General features: G+C 70.7%; 14 protein-coding genes. 5 read left to right on the forward strand and 9 right to left on the reverse strand.

Annotated elements, in window-relative coordinates:
- Window positions 1-28 precede the first annotated feature (28 nt).
- The 5 genes from ACH4TV_RS46585 to ACH4TV_RS46605 form a co-directional block, all read right to left on the reverse strand.
- Window positions 29-400, reverse strand: a complete 372-nt coding sequence (locus ACH4TV_RS46585) for a hypothetical protein (protein WP_398407544.1) — start codon at window positions 398-400, stop codon at window positions 29-31.
- Between the two features lie 748 nt (window positions 401-1148).
- Window positions 1149-2330: an FAD-dependent oxidoreductase gene (locus ACH4TV_RS46590; protein ID WP_398407545.1), complete on the reverse strand. Its 1182-nt coding sequence runs from the start codon at window positions 2328-2330 to the stop codon at window positions 1149-1151.
- A gap of 152 nt (window positions 2331-2482) precedes the next feature.
- Window positions 2483-2806 (reverse strand): hypothetical protein, encoded by a 324-nt coding sequence (locus ACH4TV_RS46595; protein WP_398407546.1) that lies wholly within the window; start codon window positions 2804-2806, stop codon window positions 2483-2485.
- Between the two features lie 28 nt (window positions 2807-2834).
- A complete protein-coding gene (locus ACH4TV_RS46600) occupies window positions 2835-3371 on the reverse strand; it encodes a dihydrofolate reductase family protein (RefSeq protein WP_398407547.1) in 537 nt (178 codons plus the stop codon).
- 36 nt (window positions 3372-3407) lie between these two features.
- Complete coding sequence (locus ACH4TV_RS46605; protein WP_398407548.1) at window positions 3408-4664, reverse strand: RNA-guided endonuclease InsQ/TnpB family protein; 1257 nt, start codon at window positions 4662-4664, stop codon at window positions 3408-3410.
- A gap of 28 nt (window positions 4665-4692) precedes the next feature.
- Here ACH4TV_RS46605 and ACH4TV_RS46610 point away from each other — a divergent pair, with 28 nt between their 5' ends.
- A complete protein-coding gene (locus ACH4TV_RS46610; protein ID WP_398407549.1) occupies window positions 4693-4842 on the forward strand; it encodes an Arc family DNA-binding protein in 150 nt (49 codons plus the stop codon).
- A gap of 23 nt (window positions 4843-4865) precedes the next feature.
- On the opposite strand, the gene ACH4TV_RS46615 is transcribed toward ACH4TV_RS46610, so the two are convergent.
- The 4 genes from ACH4TV_RS46615 to ACH4TV_RS46630 all read right to left on the reverse strand — a co-directional run bounded on the left by ACH4TV_RS46615 (window position 4866) and on the right by ACH4TV_RS46630 (window position 9220).
- Window positions 4866-5912, reverse strand: coding sequence for an ABC transporter substrate-binding protein (locus ACH4TV_RS46615; RefSeq protein ID WP_398407550.1), 1047 nt, complete (start codon window positions 5910-5912; stop codon window positions 4866-4868).
- 34 nt (window positions 5913-5946) lie between these two features.
- Window positions 5947-6834, reverse strand: coding sequence for an ABC transporter ATP-binding protein (locus ACH4TV_RS46620; RefSeq protein WP_398407559.1), 888 nt, complete (start codon window positions 6832-6834; stop codon window positions 5947-5949).
- A 200-nt stretch (window positions 6835-7034) separates the two neighbouring features.
- Window positions 7035-8222, reverse strand: coding sequence for a FecCD family ABC transporter permease (locus ACH4TV_RS46625; RefSeq protein WP_398407551.1), 1188 nt, complete (start codon window positions 8220-8222; stop codon window positions 7035-7037).
- Window positions 8219-9220 (reverse strand): FecCD family ABC transporter permease, encoded by a 1002-nt coding sequence (locus tag ACH4TV_RS46630; protein ID WP_398407552.1) that lies wholly within the window; start codon window positions 9218-9220, stop codon window positions 8219-8221. Before ACH4TV_RS46630 ends, ACH4TV_RS46625 begins: the two co-directional genes overlap by 4 nt.
- Before the next feature lie 713 nt (window positions 9221-9933).
- On the opposite strand from ACH4TV_RS46630, the gene ACH4TV_RS46635 reads away from it, so the two are divergent.
- From ACH4TV_RS46635 to ACH4TV_RS46650, 4 genes are all read left to right on the forward strand, one after another.
- Window positions 9934-10971 (forward strand): polysaccharide lyase family 1 protein, encoded by a 1038-nt coding sequence (locus tag ACH4TV_RS46635; protein WP_398407553.1) that lies wholly within the window; start codon window positions 9934-9936, stop codon window positions 10969-10971.
- Window positions 10972-11854: 883 nt separating this feature from the next.
- Window positions 11855-12433 (forward strand): DUF2087 domain-containing protein, encoded by a 579-nt coding sequence (locus ACH4TV_RS46640; RefSeq protein WP_398407554.1) that lies wholly within the window; start codon window positions 11855-11857, stop codon window positions 12431-12433.
- A 13-nt stretch (window positions 12434-12446) separates the two neighbouring features.
- Window positions 12447-13067 carry a M17 family peptidase N-terminal domain-containing protein gene (locus tag ACH4TV_RS46645; RefSeq protein WP_398407555.1) on the forward strand — a complete coding sequence of 207 codons (621 nt, stop codon included), beginning with the start codon at window positions 12447-12449 and terminating at the stop codon, window positions 13065-13067.
- Window positions 13064-13882: a leucyl aminopeptidase family protein gene (locus ACH4TV_RS46650; RefSeq protein ID WP_398407556.1), complete on the forward strand. Its 819-nt coding sequence runs from the start codon at window positions 13064-13066 to the stop codon at window positions 13880-13882. Before ACH4TV_RS46645 ends, ACH4TV_RS46650 begins: the two co-directional genes overlap by 4 nt.
- Window positions 13883-14516 lie beyond the last annotated feature (634 nt).

A 14516-nucleotide genomic window follows, 5' to 3' on the forward strand; every position in this document is an offset into this window, starting at 1 on the left:
ACTCTCACTCGGCGTCTTCTACAGCAAGTCACACCGGACCGGCCGTCGCACTGAGTCGATCATGGGCGTGTCGGGCGACGGTGTACTCGTCGAATCCCGCCCACCGCCACAGCTGGCGCAGCGGGCGCGGGCGGTCTTCGACATCGAGGTCGGGATGGTCGACGGCATGCCGGACGGCCCCAACGAGGAGCCGATGCCGCAGTTTGCCGAGAATCCGGCCCCAGTCAGCACTGGTGTGGTTCAGGTCCCAAGCGACGCTGGGTCTGAAGTCGGCGTGGTAGAGCTCGCGGCCCCAGCGCAGGACGAACTCCGCGCGCGGTTCCCAGTTCACCGGTGCGGGCGGGCTCCGCACGAACACCCAGAATTCGTTCAGCCGGCCGTCCGCGAGCAGTTCACGCAACGGCCGATGTCCACAAGGAGTCGCGGTGAGGGAGTCCAAGGGGGCGGCGGACGGCGGCCGACCACGATGCCACCGGGGTGGGCGGCCGTAGAGCAGACGGATGATCGTCTCGGTGTACTCGGCGTCCCATGCGGCAGGGCCGCCCGGCGCGGACGGGCCACGGGCCGCAAGGAGGAGTCGGGCACGTTCGGCGAGCGCCTCGTCGACGCAGTACGTGAACCACACGAAGCGTCCGAGCAGGCGTGCCGATCTCCCCAGACCTATGTGTCGTGTCCACTCTCGGCCGCCGTCCTCACCGTGCAGGACGAGGACGTTGTTGATACGCGGCGCGTTGTCCCGTGACCGGCCCCCGGGGGATGTCCAGGATCAGCAGCGAGTCCAACGCGAACCGCGTCGTGCGGCCCCAGGGCAGGAGCCAGGCCCTCCGCGTCAGTTCGACAGCCTGGCCGTCGAACTCGAATATGGTCCAGCACGTACTCACGCGCAGCGGCGTAGCCGGCGGCGCGCCGGGATCGCGGGGCACAGTCACCCCGGCAGTATGACCAGGACCGAATGCGCCGGGAAGCTCTGAACTGGAGGCCCTGTCGTCACAGTCTCCCGATAGGGCACGTGTTGTCCGGTGCGTGCGTCGCAAGGCGGAGGTCCGCTCGAGTACTGGACGCAGTTGGGCGGTCCGACAACGAAGCGAGCAGCGGTGCTGGGCCGCGCGGCCCAGCGGGACCTTGACGACAGAGGCTCGCGGTCCCTGCTACCCGGGGAGGCGGAAGCCGTTGAAGAGGTCGTCCATGCCGCGCAGGGCCAGGCGGGCAGGGGTGGCACGGAGAGCGAGGTCGCGGGCCGCCACCGCGAGCGGGTTACGCAGGGCGCCCAGGCGGCCGACCCGGCGGGCGCGGACGCGCACGGCGTCGGTACGCCCGCGGCGGGCGGCGGTGTACGCGGCGAGGGCGGCCGGGACGGAGTCTGTGCTGTCTCCGCCGTCTCCGGCGGGAAGCAGGTGAGCGAGAAGCACCGCGTCCTCGATGGCCTGGCAGCCGCCCTGACCGAGGTTGGGAGCCATGGCGTGGGCGGCGTCGCCCAGCCAGGCGATCCGGCCGTGGTGCAGGGTGGGAAGCGGAGCGGCCAGGTCGTAGAGGTCGTTCTGGAGGACGTCGGCAGGGTCGAGGCGGCGGACGCGGTCCAGCAGGGCCGGAATCGGGTCGTGCCACGAGCCGAAGCGGAGCCGGAGTTCGGCGCGGGGGTCGGCCGACCGGGTGCCGGCCGGGAGGACCGCGGTGGCGTAGAGGTAAAACCGGCCGTCGGAGAGCGGGGTGACGCCGAACCGCTCGCCCCGCCCCCAGGTCTCGCTCATGGCCGGTATCCGGAGGTCCGGGGCGTCCACGATGGTCCGCCAGGCGGTCTCGCCGATGTAGTGCAGGCCGGGGTGGGCGGGGAAGTACGCGCGGCGCAGCGGGCTGTGGATGCCGTCGGCGGCGACGACCAGATCGGCGGGAAGGTCTGGGCCGGCTGCCGTACGGATGATCGGGCGGCCCGCGGCGTCGTCGACGGCGGTCACGGCGGTGCCGTAGCGGAGAGCCTCCGGCGGCAGGGAGGCAGCCAGGGCGGCGGTGAAGGCCGGGCGCGGAACGGCGATCGGGGGCATGCCGTAGCGGGCTGCCATGTCGGCGGTGTCGGTCCGGGTGAGCCACTGGCCGTCGGAGCGGCGTACGCCCATCGTCGTGGGTACGGCGCTGCCGGCGGCGCGGGCGGCGTCGACGCCGATGCTGTCGAGTGCGCGCAGGGCGTTGGGGGCGAGACCGATACCGGCGCCGGTGGCGGGGGGTTCGGGGGCGCGTTCGCAGACGGTGACGCGCCAGCCGCGGCGGTGCAATGCGACGGCGGCGGTGAGGCCGCCGATTCCGGCCCCGGCCACCACCGCGTGACGTTTCGGCATGGAACACCACTTCCGTTCGGTCCGAGCACCCTCTACAGCCTCAGAGCCCTGCCTCTGCAATCGTAGAGTCAGGGCATGTCAGCACGGCTGCGCGCTACACGCCGGGATCACGGTAGCCCCACCCGTAGGCGACCATGACGGAGCTGCACCGCTCAGCGCCAGGCCGACCGCACGGCCGCCACATGTTGCTGGACGGTCGCGTTCGCCAGTCCCGTCTCCGGATGCAGCGGCGCCTTCGCTGATCGCCGGCGGGGACGGTCGAGCATGTCCCCGATCCAGGCGGCAACCGTGTCCGCACCGGCCAGTACGGGATCTGTGCCTTCACCTGCACAGAACCGCAGGTGCTCCTCGACCGCCCGCCCGTACGCGTCGATCGTGTGGGAAACCCGACCGATGTTCGCCATGAACTGCAGCCACCGCCGGGCCAGTTGACGTTCAGCGAGAGTGGGGAACTTGCCCCACCGGATGGGGGCCATGACAGCAGGCCAGTAGGTGCGACCGCGCCTACTTGCGCACGTGGAAGCGCAGCATGGTGACCCCGCCCGACTGGACGTTGCTGAACGGTTCCAGGTCGATCCGGTCGAGGCCCGGCGGCGCGAAGCGGACGCCGTCGCCGAGCAGCACCGGCAGCACGTACACCAGGATCTCGTCGACGAGGCCGCGCTGCAGGCACTGGGCGGCCACGTCGGCGCCGAGGATCTCCAGGTTCTTGTCGCCGGCGGCGCGGCGTGCCGTGGCCATGGCTTCCTCGATGTCGCAGGTGAGGAAGGTGACGTTGGGGTCCGGCTCGTCGGGCGGGCGGTGGGTGAGGACGAACTGCGCCCCGCCGTCGTAGTCGGGGTTCTCGTCGGACATGCGCTTGCCGACCTCGTACGTGCCCCGGCCGATGAGCATGGCGCCCGTGGCCGCCATGACCTCCGGGAACGTCGCCGACGTCATGTGCTCGAAGATCCAGTCCATCGTGTGGCCGGGACCGGCGATGAACCCATCGAGGGACATCACCCTGTTCACGACCACTTTGCCGGTGCTCGCATCCGTCATGCGTCTTCTCCAAGCAGTTGACATCCTCCCCCTCTCTTAAAAGAGGGGGATTCCGACCGGGTTGGGGTGAGGTTCACGGACGTTCGACCGCTGTGTGGGCGGTGTCGTCCCTCCGGCACCGGCTGTTCGCCGGGGGCGGGGGATCCCGCCCTGTCCTGCCGCGACGTTGATACTGGCGTTGGTGTCCGCGTTGCAGGTGAAGCCGCAGGAGGAGCAGACGAACTCGGCTTGGCTCTTGCGTGAGTTCTTGTCGAACCATCCGCAGGCACTGCATCGCAGACTCGTGTACGGGGCGGGGACGTCTTCGACCCGGCCGGTGGCCTTGTGCTCGGTGCGCCGGCTCAGCAGGCCCCACCCTTGGGCGAGGATCGCCCGGTTCAGTCCGGCTTTGGCCGCGCGGCCGTTGGTGAGGTACTGGCCGGGCTGGTCGGGGTCGGGCCTGGCCTTTGCCCTGGCGGTCATGTTCTTGATGTTCAGCTTCTCGAACCGCACCAGGTCGTACGTGCGGGCGAGCATGGTGCTGGTCTTCTCGCACCAGTCCTTGCGCCGGTCGGCTTCGCGGGCCTTGAGGCGGGCGGCCCTGGCGTACCCGGCGGTCTTGCGGTCGCTGCCCCTGGGTGCGCGGGCGGCGCGGTGTTGGTGCTTGCGGATCTGCGCGCGCTCTTTGGTGGTGAGCTGGGGGCAGTTGAGGGTGCGGCCGTCGGAGAGGGCGGCCGTGATGCTCACGCCCCGGTCGATGCCGATGACCTCGCCCGTGGCGGGCGCGTCGATGGGGTCGGGGATGACGGCGAACGCCGCGTGCCACTGCCCGTTGCGGAAGGTGACCCTGAACGTCTTCGCCGCAGGCAGCTTCGGGCGGGTGAGGCGGAAGCGGACCCAGCCGCAGCCCGGCACTTTGACCTGCTTGCCGGTCTTCGCGTTCAGCTTCGGCGTGCCGTCCTCGTTGTACTCGGGTGTGCGGTCGGTGCCGATGGCCCTCAAGCCCTCGGGCCGGAACTTCCTGCGCCAGGCCGGCTCGCCGAACCCCGAGGTGAAGCGGGCGTTCTTGGCCTTGGCGAAGTCCTTCAGGGCCTGCTGCTGCACGTCAGCGTTCCCGGCACCGAGCCATTCGTTGTCGCGTCGGGCTTCGGTGAGCTGACGGCACTGCTCGGCAAAGCCGGGGGCGGACTTGCGCCACCTGCGCCAGTGCGCGTGCTGCTCGACGGCGAGGTTCCAGACGTACCGGGCGTGCGCGCAGTGCAAGAGCAGCTGCTCTCCCTGCCCGCGCGTCGGGTACATCCGGAAACGTGACATGCCGCCACCATAGTGGCACGATGGCGTCATGGCCAAAGTCACCGTCCGCATCCCCGATGAGCTTCACGCCCGACTGGTCTCGCAAGCAGAGACCGACCGGCGGTCCCTCAACTCCGAGATCCTGCATCTGCTCGAGGTCGCCCTCACCACTGTGGACGGCGACGACCCATCGCCCTGAAGGCGATTGCTCCATTCCCTGTGCTACGGGGCGAGGTGGTCCTCCAGGTCGCCGAGGACCTCGTCGGCGGCGGTCACGCCGAGGCCGAGGTACCAGGTCTCGTCCGGGACGTCGTACGCGTGACCGGCCTTGACGGCGGAGAGGTTCTTCCACAGCGGGTTGCCCTGGGTGGCGGACTTGTCGGTGGCCTTCGGATCGCCGTACACGCCGGTGAAGATGTAGTCCGCGTCGGCCTGGTCGATGTTCTCGGCGCTCACCTCGGCGGCGAGGTCCTCGATGTCCTGGTTCTTCGGGCGGGGGACGCCGACGTCCTTGAGGATCGTGCCGATGAACGAGGCGTTGGCGTAAAGGCGGATGACGCCGTCGGGCATGTAACGGACCATCGAGACGGTCGGCTTGTCGGCGCCGAGCTTCGTGCCCAGCGCGTCGGCCTTCGCCTCGTACGCCGCCAGGTTCTCCTTCGCCTCGGCCGTCCTGTCGAGGGCGGCGGCGTTGAGGAGGTAGTTCTCCTTCCAGGTGAAGCCGGGGCGGACGGAGAAGACCGTCGGCGCGATCTTGGACAGCTCGTCGTACTTGTCGGCTGCGCGCAGCTGGCTGCCGAGGATCAGGTCGGGCTTGAGCGCGGCGATCGCCTCCAGGTTGAGGCTGTTGATCGTGCCGACGTTCTTCGGGCTGCCCGCGTCCTTCTTCAGATACGACGGCAGCTCGGGCGAGCCCTCGGTCGGGGCGAGACCGACCGGCTTCACCCCCAGTGAAACAACGTTGTCGAGCTCGCCGACGTCAAGGACGACCACCCGCTTCGGCTCCGACTCGATCTCCGTCTCGCCCATCGCGTGCTCGATGGTGCGCGGCCACTCGCCCGCCTTGGCGTCGGTGCCCATCGCGGCGGTCTTCTTCGCCGCGTCCGCGAAGTCCTTGCCGCCCTTGGCGACGTCCTTCTTCCCGGCGGCCCCGGCGGAGGCCTTGGCTTTCGACCCCTCACTGTCGGAGGATCCGCCGCACGCGGTGAGGGCCAGTGCGGAGGCGAGAGCGAGGGCTGCGGCGCAAGTGCCGCGACGGCGGAGGGACATGGGGGGAGCTCCCGTCGTAGAACTTAGGTACCCCTTACTTTATGGGCTCCCTGTGGGCCGGGAGGCCAGGGGTGGTGTGGTTCCTGACACCCGGAGGGCCCGGCACCACCAGCGGATCACCCGTCACCGGATCCGGTACGACGACCGAGGCGAGCCCGAAGACATCCTGGACGAGGTCGGCCGTGACGATGTCGGCGGGCGGGCCCTGCGCCACGATCCGGCCCGCCTTCATGGCGATCAGATGGTCGGCGTAGCGGGCGGCCTGGTTGAGGTCGTGCAGCACCGCGACCACCGTCCGGCCGCGTTCGTGGTTCAACTGCCGTACGAGGTCCAGGACTTCGACCTGATGGGCGATGTCCAGGTAGGTCGTCGGCTCGTCGAGCAGCAGCAGGTCGGTGTCCTGGGCGAGGGCCATCGCGATCCACACGCGCTGCCGCTGACCGCCCGACAGTTCGTCGACCGGGCGGTCGGCGAGGTCGGTGGTTCCCGTGCGTTCCATCGCGTGGGCGACGGCCGCCTCGTCGGAGTCGGACCACTGCCGCCACCACTTCTGGTGCGGCTGGCGCCCGCGCGAGATCAGGTCCGCGACCGTGATCCCCTCCGGCGGCACCGGAGTCTGCGGCAGCAGCCCGATCACCTGGGCGATCCGCCGGGTGGGGACCTGGGCCAGTTCGGTGCCGTCCAGGAGCACGGCGCCCCGACGCGGCTTCAGCAGCCGGCCCAGCGCCCGCAACAGCGTCGACTTGCCACAGGCGTTGGGCCCGACGATCACCGTGACCTTTCCGTCCGGGACCTCCAGGTCCAACTCCTCGACGACCCTACGGTCCTCGTAGGCGAGGGTGAGCTTGCGGGCGGCGAGGCGGTTGGCGGGGGCGGGGGTGCCGTTGCCATGGGCGGTGGGGGCGTTGTCCTGTGCGGGGATGGGGCTGTGCTGTGCGGCGGGGGTGCCGTCGCCCTGGATGATGGGGGCGCCGTCCCGCACGGCGGATGCGGTGACCGGCACGGCCGGGACACCGTCCTGTGCGGCGGCGTTGTCCCGCGCGGCACTGGGACTGTCCGGTTCGGTACCGGGACTGTCGGTTTCCCTACGGGGACTGTCGGGTTCGGCGGGGCGGTTGCCGGTCACGCGGTTCCTCCGGAGCGGTTGCCGCGGGTGCGGACGATCAGCCACATCAGATAGGGGGCGCCCACGAGGGCGGTGAAGACGCCGACCGGCAGTTCCAGCGGCGAGAGCAGCTTGCGGGCCAGCACATCCGCGACGACCACGATCAGCGCGCCCGTCAACGCGGAGCACACCAGCGGGACATGCGGGGTGCGGGTCAGCCGCCGGGCGATCTGCGGGGCCAGCAGCGCCACGAAGTCGACCGGGCCGGCGGCGCCGGTCGCGACGGACGCGAGAACGACCCCGAGGACGCTCAGCCCGAGCCGTACCCGGCCGAGCCGGATGCCGAGCGCGGTGGCCGTGTCGTCGTCGAACGCCGCACTGCGCTGCGCGCGGGCCGCCCACAGCAGGAACGGTACGAGCAGCAGCAGGACCGTCGCGAGCGGCGCCGCCTGGTCATAGCCCCGGCCGTTGAGCGACCCGGTGAGCCACACCTTGGCCTGCTGGGCGACCAGATAGTCCCCCTTGGTCACCAGCAGCCGGGTCAGGGAGCCGAGCGCCACCGAGATACCGATGCCGACGAGGACGAACCGGGAGGCGCTGAGACCGCCCCGCCAGGCGAGCAGATAGACGAGCAGGGCGGTCAGCAGCCCGCCCGCGACAGACACGTACGGCAGGGCGGCGTACGAGGTGAGACCGAAGGTCATCGCGGCCACCGTCGCCGCGCCCGCGCCGTGCGTCACCCCGATGACGTCGGGGCTGGCGAGCGGGTTGCGGGCCATGGTCTGGATCAGCGCCCCGGACAGTCCGAACGCGACTCCCACCAGCAGCCCCGTCACCAGTCGCGGCAACCGCAGCGTCCCGACGACCAGTTCATCGGGACTGGGCAGCCCGAACAGCACGCGGACGACCTCGGCCGGCGAGACGAAGGCCTCCCCGACGCACAGCGACACGACGACCGCACCCGCGAGCAGCACGGTCAGCACGACGGCCACGACAAGGGCCCGCCGATGCACCAGGAAACTGCTCCCCCGCCCACCCCGCACGACAACATGCCCGGCGGGCCGGACGGAGACGGAGCCACGCGGCCCCGGGACGGCGGAGGTTGAGGAGGAGGTAAGGGTCGCCGGGGAGGCGGCGGTCCCGGCCGGGGCGGGCCGCTCGGGTTGCGGATCGTCGCGTCCGTCGCGGTCGTCGACGTACGTCATGCCGCTGTCACCTTCCGGCGCACCAGCACGATGAGGAACGGCACGCCCGCCAGCGCCGTCATGACAGCCGCCGGTACCTCCGAGGGCCGTACGACGACCCGGCCGAGGACGTCCGCGAAGAGCACCATCACCGGGCCGAGCAGCGCGGCCATCGGCAGCAGCAGCCGGTGGCCGGGGCCGACGAGGGCGCGGGCGATGTGCGGTACGGCGAGCCCGACGAACGCGATGGGGCCGGCCGCGGCGACCGCGGCGCCCGTCAGGACGGTCGCGCCCAGGGCGCCGGTCGCCCGCAGGAGGGCCACGTTGCGGCCGAGCCCCCGGGCGATGTCGTCGCCGAGGGCGAGCGCGTCGAGGCCGCGGGCCATGGCCAGCACCAGCAGCAGACCGGCGAGCAGGAACGGCCAGACCTGACCGGCGATCGACGCGTCCCGCCCGCTGATCGAGCCGACGTCCCAGAACCGGAACTCGTCCAGCGCCCGCGCGTTGGTGGTGAGGATCGCCGAGACGACGGAGGCGAGGAACGCGTTCATCGCCGCCCCGGCCAGCGCCAGCTTCACCGGCGACGCCCCGCCCCGCCCGCTGCCCGCGACGGCGTAGATGCAGACCGCCGCGACTCCGGCGCCGGCGAAGGCGTACCAGACGTACCCGGTCAGACTGTGCACGCCGAGAAAGGCGATGGCGCAGACGACGCCCAGGGAGGCGCCCTGGCTGATGCCGAGGATGCCGGGCTCGGCGATGGGGTTACGGGTGATGCCCTGCAGGACCGTGCCGGCGACGGCCAGTGCGACGCCGACGAGTACGCCGATCACCGTCCGCGGCACCCGCAGCGCCCGTACGACCTGGGCGTCGTCGCTGGTGCCGCCGTGTGCCAGCGCGTCCCACACCGCCGAGGGCGGGATCGTACGACTGCCCACGGCGAGGCTCAGCAACACGGCCAGCGACAACAGGAGAAGGGCGGCGACCAGCCAGCCGACGCGGCGACCTACGACTCCCGGCATGCACCCTTCTCCATCACTTCCACTTCCCCGTGCTCAAGCAGCTGAGGCTGCCTAACAGTACGTTGCGGGATGAGGGTGCCCTTCGTCCGATCCACCTGATCCCGGGGCAGCGCCCGGCTCGACGTCACCGGGGCTTGCCGGTTGCGGACGGAGTACAGGCTGAAGGCGCACGATTTCACACCACGCGGGCCCGTTGATTTGCATACGTCGACGACGACCTCGACCTGCCGCTGCCCGACCCCGACTTCACCGACCGCATCACGTCGCTGAGCGCATCGCCACCCCGATCACCGGCTGCCCAGTGCCAACGAGGTCGATCCGTCCACGGACTCCTTCACCCCGGAGGCATCGTTGACATGCTCGGGACATCTGAGTAACGTCCAAGACATATTGGAAAGCGCTTTCTATCTTTCCGCTCGCGCCTCAACACGTCCGCCCGCGCGGGGCGCATCTCCTGACAGGAGAGTGTCGACATGCACCCGGCCCAGCACAGACCGGTGCCGCCACCGGGGACGCCAAGGGCATCAGGCACAGCCGCCAACGAGTCAGGCGAACTGGCGAGTCCGCCCACCCAGTGGCCGAGCCGCTCGCCGTTCACCCGTACGCACCCGGGACGGCAGCCAAAGTACCCACCTCGCCCCGGACCGCCCCGTCCCGGTGCAAGCGGGCCCGGGCGTCGAAAAGATCCACTCACTCAGCTGAGGAGGAACCGCATGAGGTCGTCGCTCCTGAAACTGCCCGTGCCGAAGCGGCCGTTACGTGCCGCACGCGGCGTTACGGCTCTCGCGCTCGCTCTGCTGCTCGGCGGGACGGCGGTGTCGGCCGGCAGTGACAGCGCCGCCGCGCAGACCCCGGCACCGCTGGCGGAGACGTCCCCCACCGGCTTCGCGGCCGTCAACGCGCTCGGCCAGAACGGCACCACCGGCGGAGTCGGCGGGCCGACCGTGACCGCCACCAACACCCAGCAGTTCCTGGACTACATCGACACGACCGGCCCGCTCGTCATCCGCGTGCAGGGCACCATCAACATCACCAGCAAGCAGGGGGTACGCCCGAACAAGACCATCATCGGGGTCGGTTCCTCGGCGGTCATCAACGGCGGCGGCCTGGACTTCTACCGTTCCTACAACGTCATCGTGCGCAACCTCAAGTTCACCAACGCCGAGGACGACGCCGTCAACGTCGGCCAGGAGTCCCACCACATCTGGATCGACCACAACGAGTTCGTCGCACCGGTCGACGGGGCGATCGACATCGTCCGCGCCTCCCAGTACGTCACCGTCTCGTGGAACTGGTTCAACAAGACCGACAAGAGCATGCTGCTCGGGCACTCCGACGGCAACGGCAGCCAGGACGCGGCCAAACTGAAGGTCTCCATCCACCACAACTTCTTCGACGGCTCACGTCAGCGGCATCCGCGGGTGCGGTTCGGCGAGCCGGTGCACATCTACAACAACTACTACAAGGGCAACGCCATATACGGCGTCGCATCGACCATGAACGCGGGCGTGGTGGTCGAGGGCAACTACTTCGAAAGCGTTCCGCACCCCTGTTACTCCGCCAGCGGGTACGACGCGTCAGGGCCGGGCCGGCTGGTGCAGCGCAGCAACGTCTTCACCGGGTCCGGTACGTGCGAGACCAACGGAACGGTGACCGAGCCGCGCACGTACTACTCGTACACGCTGGACCCGGCGGCCGACGTTCCCTCCCTCGTCCGGGCCGGGGTGGGGATCGGGAAGATCGGCGCCTGAGCGGTCCTGCCCTGGATCACTGCCATGACGGGTGCCGGTCTCGTGTCGGAGGCCGGCCCCCGCTGTCACCGGTCGCCGGCCGTCCGAAGCCGCCTGATCTGTGCATCCGGGGCCCGTCGCTGGTCGTGGACGGTCGCGAGCGAGCGGGCCAAGGGGAGGTACAGCCCGATCCGGATGTGGCCGACGGGCTGTTCTTGTCCTCCTTGACACACGGGTGGAACAGGGCCGGGACGGTCGCCTGCGAGGCCGTCCAGGGCCGAGTCGGGGCACCCCGGATCGTGTCCAGGGCCGACTCGAACAGCGGGGAATCGCCCCGCTGACCGGCCGTGATCACGATCGAGAGCGGCTTCTGTCCCTGCCCGACAGGCAGGTGGATCTTTGTGGTCAGCCCTCCCCGGGAGCATCCGAGACCGTGGTCCGCCGGCTCGACGGCGATGCGGCCGGGTGGCTCCTTTTGCGGGTCCCCTTTTTCGACGCCCCGGCGGCGTGCTGGTGGGCCCGGCAGGACGGTGGATTCGCCGCACGCTCCGTGCGGGAGCGCAGGCGGTGGATCCACAGCGAGGGCACGAAGGTGATCGCGTTGGCCACCAGGGCCGTGCCCTCCGCCTACCGCACCCCGCCGGCCAAGGGCACTCCACGGCGGGCCCGCAGCGCGGTGGCCCTGTCCCTGGGGCCCGCACCGGGCCGACGGCGGCGGCCCGGGCTCGACGGCGGCACCGGCGGGCCGGGATCTGGCTTGAACCGTCCGCATGTCACCGATATGCCGTTTCCCGGCAGCCGCTCCGCACGATAGTCGTGGGGAGTTCCGGGACACGTTCCCGATCCGTCGACCGCCCGCCCTGATCCGGTGCGCGGGCCCGAACGAGAAACTGAGAGCGCACAGTTGACTCCCACGAACACGCCCGACCCGTCCCAGACCCCAGACGCCTCCGGCCCGGCCGAGTCGCAGGAGCGCCCGCCGTCCTGTCGCGACCTGGTCGGCCTGCTCGCCCAGAACGACCGGCGGGCGGCGTACGCGGCCCTGGTGCTCGGCGCCACGACCCTGGAGCAGGTCGCGGAGCGCACCGGGCTGCGCCCGGCGGCCGCGGCGATGGCACTGCAGAAGCTGGCGGAGGGAAAGGTCGCCCTTCACGACCCTGCGCAGGGCACGTACATGCTCCTTGACGACGCCTTCCGCCTCGCCATGCGTGAGGAGGTACGGCTGACCGGTCGGGGCGGCGGGGACGGGGCCGGCGCGTACTTCCGAAAGGGCCGACTGACCTCGATCCCCGGAAACGCGCAGGTGCGCAACCGGGTCCTTTCGGTCGTCGCGGACTCCTTCGAGAAAGACGTCACCTACCCGGAGCCCAAGGTGAACGCCATCTGCGGCGGCTGGCTCGACGACTGGGTCAGCCTGCGGCGCGCGCTGATCGACGAGGGGCTGCTGCGCCGGGACGCCGCCGCCCAGTACGAGCGGGTCTGACGAGGCCGCCGCCATGACCGTCGTCCGCGCCGGTGAACCGCACGAACCGGCCGATGTGGTGGCACGCCCCTGGCACTGCGCCGCCGAAGCGAGCCCCTTCGCGCGGCGGCGAGGATTCCTGGCCAAGGAGGGCCAGGTGGTGGCCGAGCCGGCCGAGGACGGGCGCAGCGTGCTCCTGAACGTGGGTCTTGGCCCGGCCGGTTCGGCGACGGCCGCGGTCTTCCGGCAGGCCGCTGCCGCAGCGATAAGGGCCGTGGGCCCGGCGCGGACCGTACGCCTCGATCTCGCCCTGACGGAGGGAACGGCGATGCCGGCCGCCGAACGGGTCCGGGCCGTGACGGAGAGGGCCAGGCTCGCGCTGTACCGGTACGACACCTTCCGCTCGGCCCGGCCGCTGCCACCGCCCGTCGAGGTGCGTGTGACGGGCGGCGCACCCGAAGCTCTCTTGGAGGCACTGGCCGGGGCCGAGGGCACCTGTCTGGCCAGGGACCTCGTCAACTCCCCACCAGGAGTGCTCACTCCAGCCTCCTTCGCCCACCGGATCGAGGCCGCGGCAGCGGAGGCCGGCCTGTCCTGTGAGGTGTACGAAGGGCCGGCCTCGCACAGCTGCGGCTGGCGGGTCTTGCGGCCGTGAGCCGGGGCTCGGCGGAACCTGCGCGGTACGTGGAGCTGATACACGAACCCGCACAACCACCCACGCTCACGGTGGCCCTGGTCGGCAAGGGGGTCACCTGCGACTCCGGCGGACTCTCGCTCAAGCCTTCGAACGAACTCCACACCATGAAGGCCGGCATGGGCGGGGCCGCCGCCGTCCTTGGCGCGCTGGTCGCGTTACCCCGCCTCGGGCTCCCGATCCGCGTGCGGGCGCATCTGCCGCTGGCGGAGAACATGCCCGACGGCGGGGCTCTTCGCGTGGGGGACGTGGTGCGGCACCTCGACGGGACGACCACCGAGATCACCCACACGGACAACGAGGGACGGGTGCTGCTTGCCGACGTACTGCTGCGGGCGAGCAGGCCGGGGCAGGCGGATCTCGTACTCGGCGTGGCTACCCTGACCTCGGCGGCGGTGCATGCCATCGGCACCCGCGTCGGCGCCCTCTTCTCCCCGAACGATGCGATCGCGGACCTCGTGGGCCGGGCTGCCGGGCGGGCCGGGGAGTCCCTGTGGCGGCTGCCGCTGCTCGCCCACGAGCGCCGCCATCTGCGCTCTGCCGTCGCCGACCGCGTCAACTGCTCGCACCGGCATGGCGATACCGTCCAGGCCGCCCTCTACCTCTCCGACTTCCTGTCCCCGGGCACCCGCTGGGCCCATCTGGACATCGCGGCGCCGGCCTGGAACAACGAGCCGCCGTACGGAGAGGTCCCGCATGGAGCAACCGGTTTCGGCGTCCGCACCATTCTCGAAACCCTGCGAACACTGGGAGGGACGGCAGAAACCCAGCCATAACCGGATCTGGGTCAGCGGGCCCGGTCAGCTCCTCCCGTGATGTCGGAAAGCTCGAAGTCCACAGCACCCGTTCCGCCCGCTCTGCGGGCATCTTCGCCCGCACCGTCCCCGGAGACGACAAGGTCGAGTTCAAGTTCCGCCCGCACAGCCTGACGGTGGTCCCACCTCGACGGCGTCGACCTGGGCCTGTCGGCTTCGGCCATGGGTCGAGCAGCGTCGCGGTGTTCGACTACGTCCAGGTCTCCTACAAGAGGGCAAGCTCAACGAGGCCGCCGTCAGCTGAGTCCGGTCCCGCACCTCCCGCTCATGTGGCACCCGCCCGCATGCTTCCGGTATGCGGGAGCCGGTCCACGCACAAAGGTTCAGGACCCTTCGTACCGCTCGCCAAGTACGAGGAAGCCTTCTGGCCGGGCCACGAGCGAACCCCGCGGTCCGCTTGAAACAAGATCACCGGACACTACGAAACTCAGGGCAGCTCACTTCGGCAGCCCTGGACAGCCTGGCGCGTCCGCCAGCCACAGGAGCGCCGTGACGCACGTGGACACCCGTCCGGGGCGCTCGGGCGCCCCGGACGAACGATGATCAGACGGTCGGGACGACGCCGCTCTCGTCGATGACGATCTTCTTCGCGGTG

This window comes from Streptomyces sp. NPDC020898, from assembly GCF_044333925.1.
Taxonomy (GTDB): domain Bacteria; phylum Actinomycetota; class Actinomycetes; order Streptomycetales; family Streptomycetaceae; genus Streptomyces.

Coding starts and splice junctions, on each gene's coding strand:
- ACH4TV_RS46590 (WP_398407545.1), bottom strand. CDS start 2,330: ATGCCGAAACGTCACGCGGTGGTGGCCGGGGCCGGAATCGGCGGCCTC.
- ACH4TV_RS46610 (WP_398407549.1), top strand. CDS start 4,693: ATGGCCAAAGTCACCGTCCGCATCCCCGATGAGCTTCACGCCCGACTG.
- ACH4TV_RS46630 (WP_398407552.1), bottom strand. CDS start 9,220: ATGCCGGGAGTCGTAGGTCGCCGCGTCGGCTGGCTGGTCGCCGCCCTT.
- ACH4TV_RS46605 (WP_398407548.1), bottom strand. CDS start 4,664: ATGTCACGTTTCCGGATGTACCCGACGCGCGGGCAGGGAGAGCAGCTG.
- ACH4TV_RS46625 (WP_398407551.1), bottom strand. CDS start 8,222: ATGACGTACGTCGACGACCGCGACGGACGCGACGATCCGCAACCCGAG.
- ACH4TV_RS46615 (WP_398407550.1), bottom strand. CDS start 5,912: ATGTCCCTCCGCCGTCGCGGCACTTGCGCCGCAGCCCTCGCTCTCGCC.
- ACH4TV_RS46595 (WP_398407546.1), bottom strand. CDS start 2,806: ATGGCCCCCATCCGGTGGGGCAAGTTCCCCACTCTCGCTGAACGTCAA.
- ACH4TV_RS46635 (WP_398407553.1), top strand. CDS start 9,934: ATGAGGTCGTCGCTCCTGAAACTGCCCGTGCCGAAGCGGCCGTTACGT.
- ACH4TV_RS46600 (WP_398407547.1), bottom strand. CDS start 3,371: ATGACGGATGCGAGCACCGGCAAAGTGGTCGTGAACAGGGTGATGTCC.
- ACH4TV_RS46645 (WP_398407555.1), top strand. CDS start 12,447: ATGACCGTCGTCCGCGCCGGTGAACCGCACGAACCGGCCGATGTGGTG.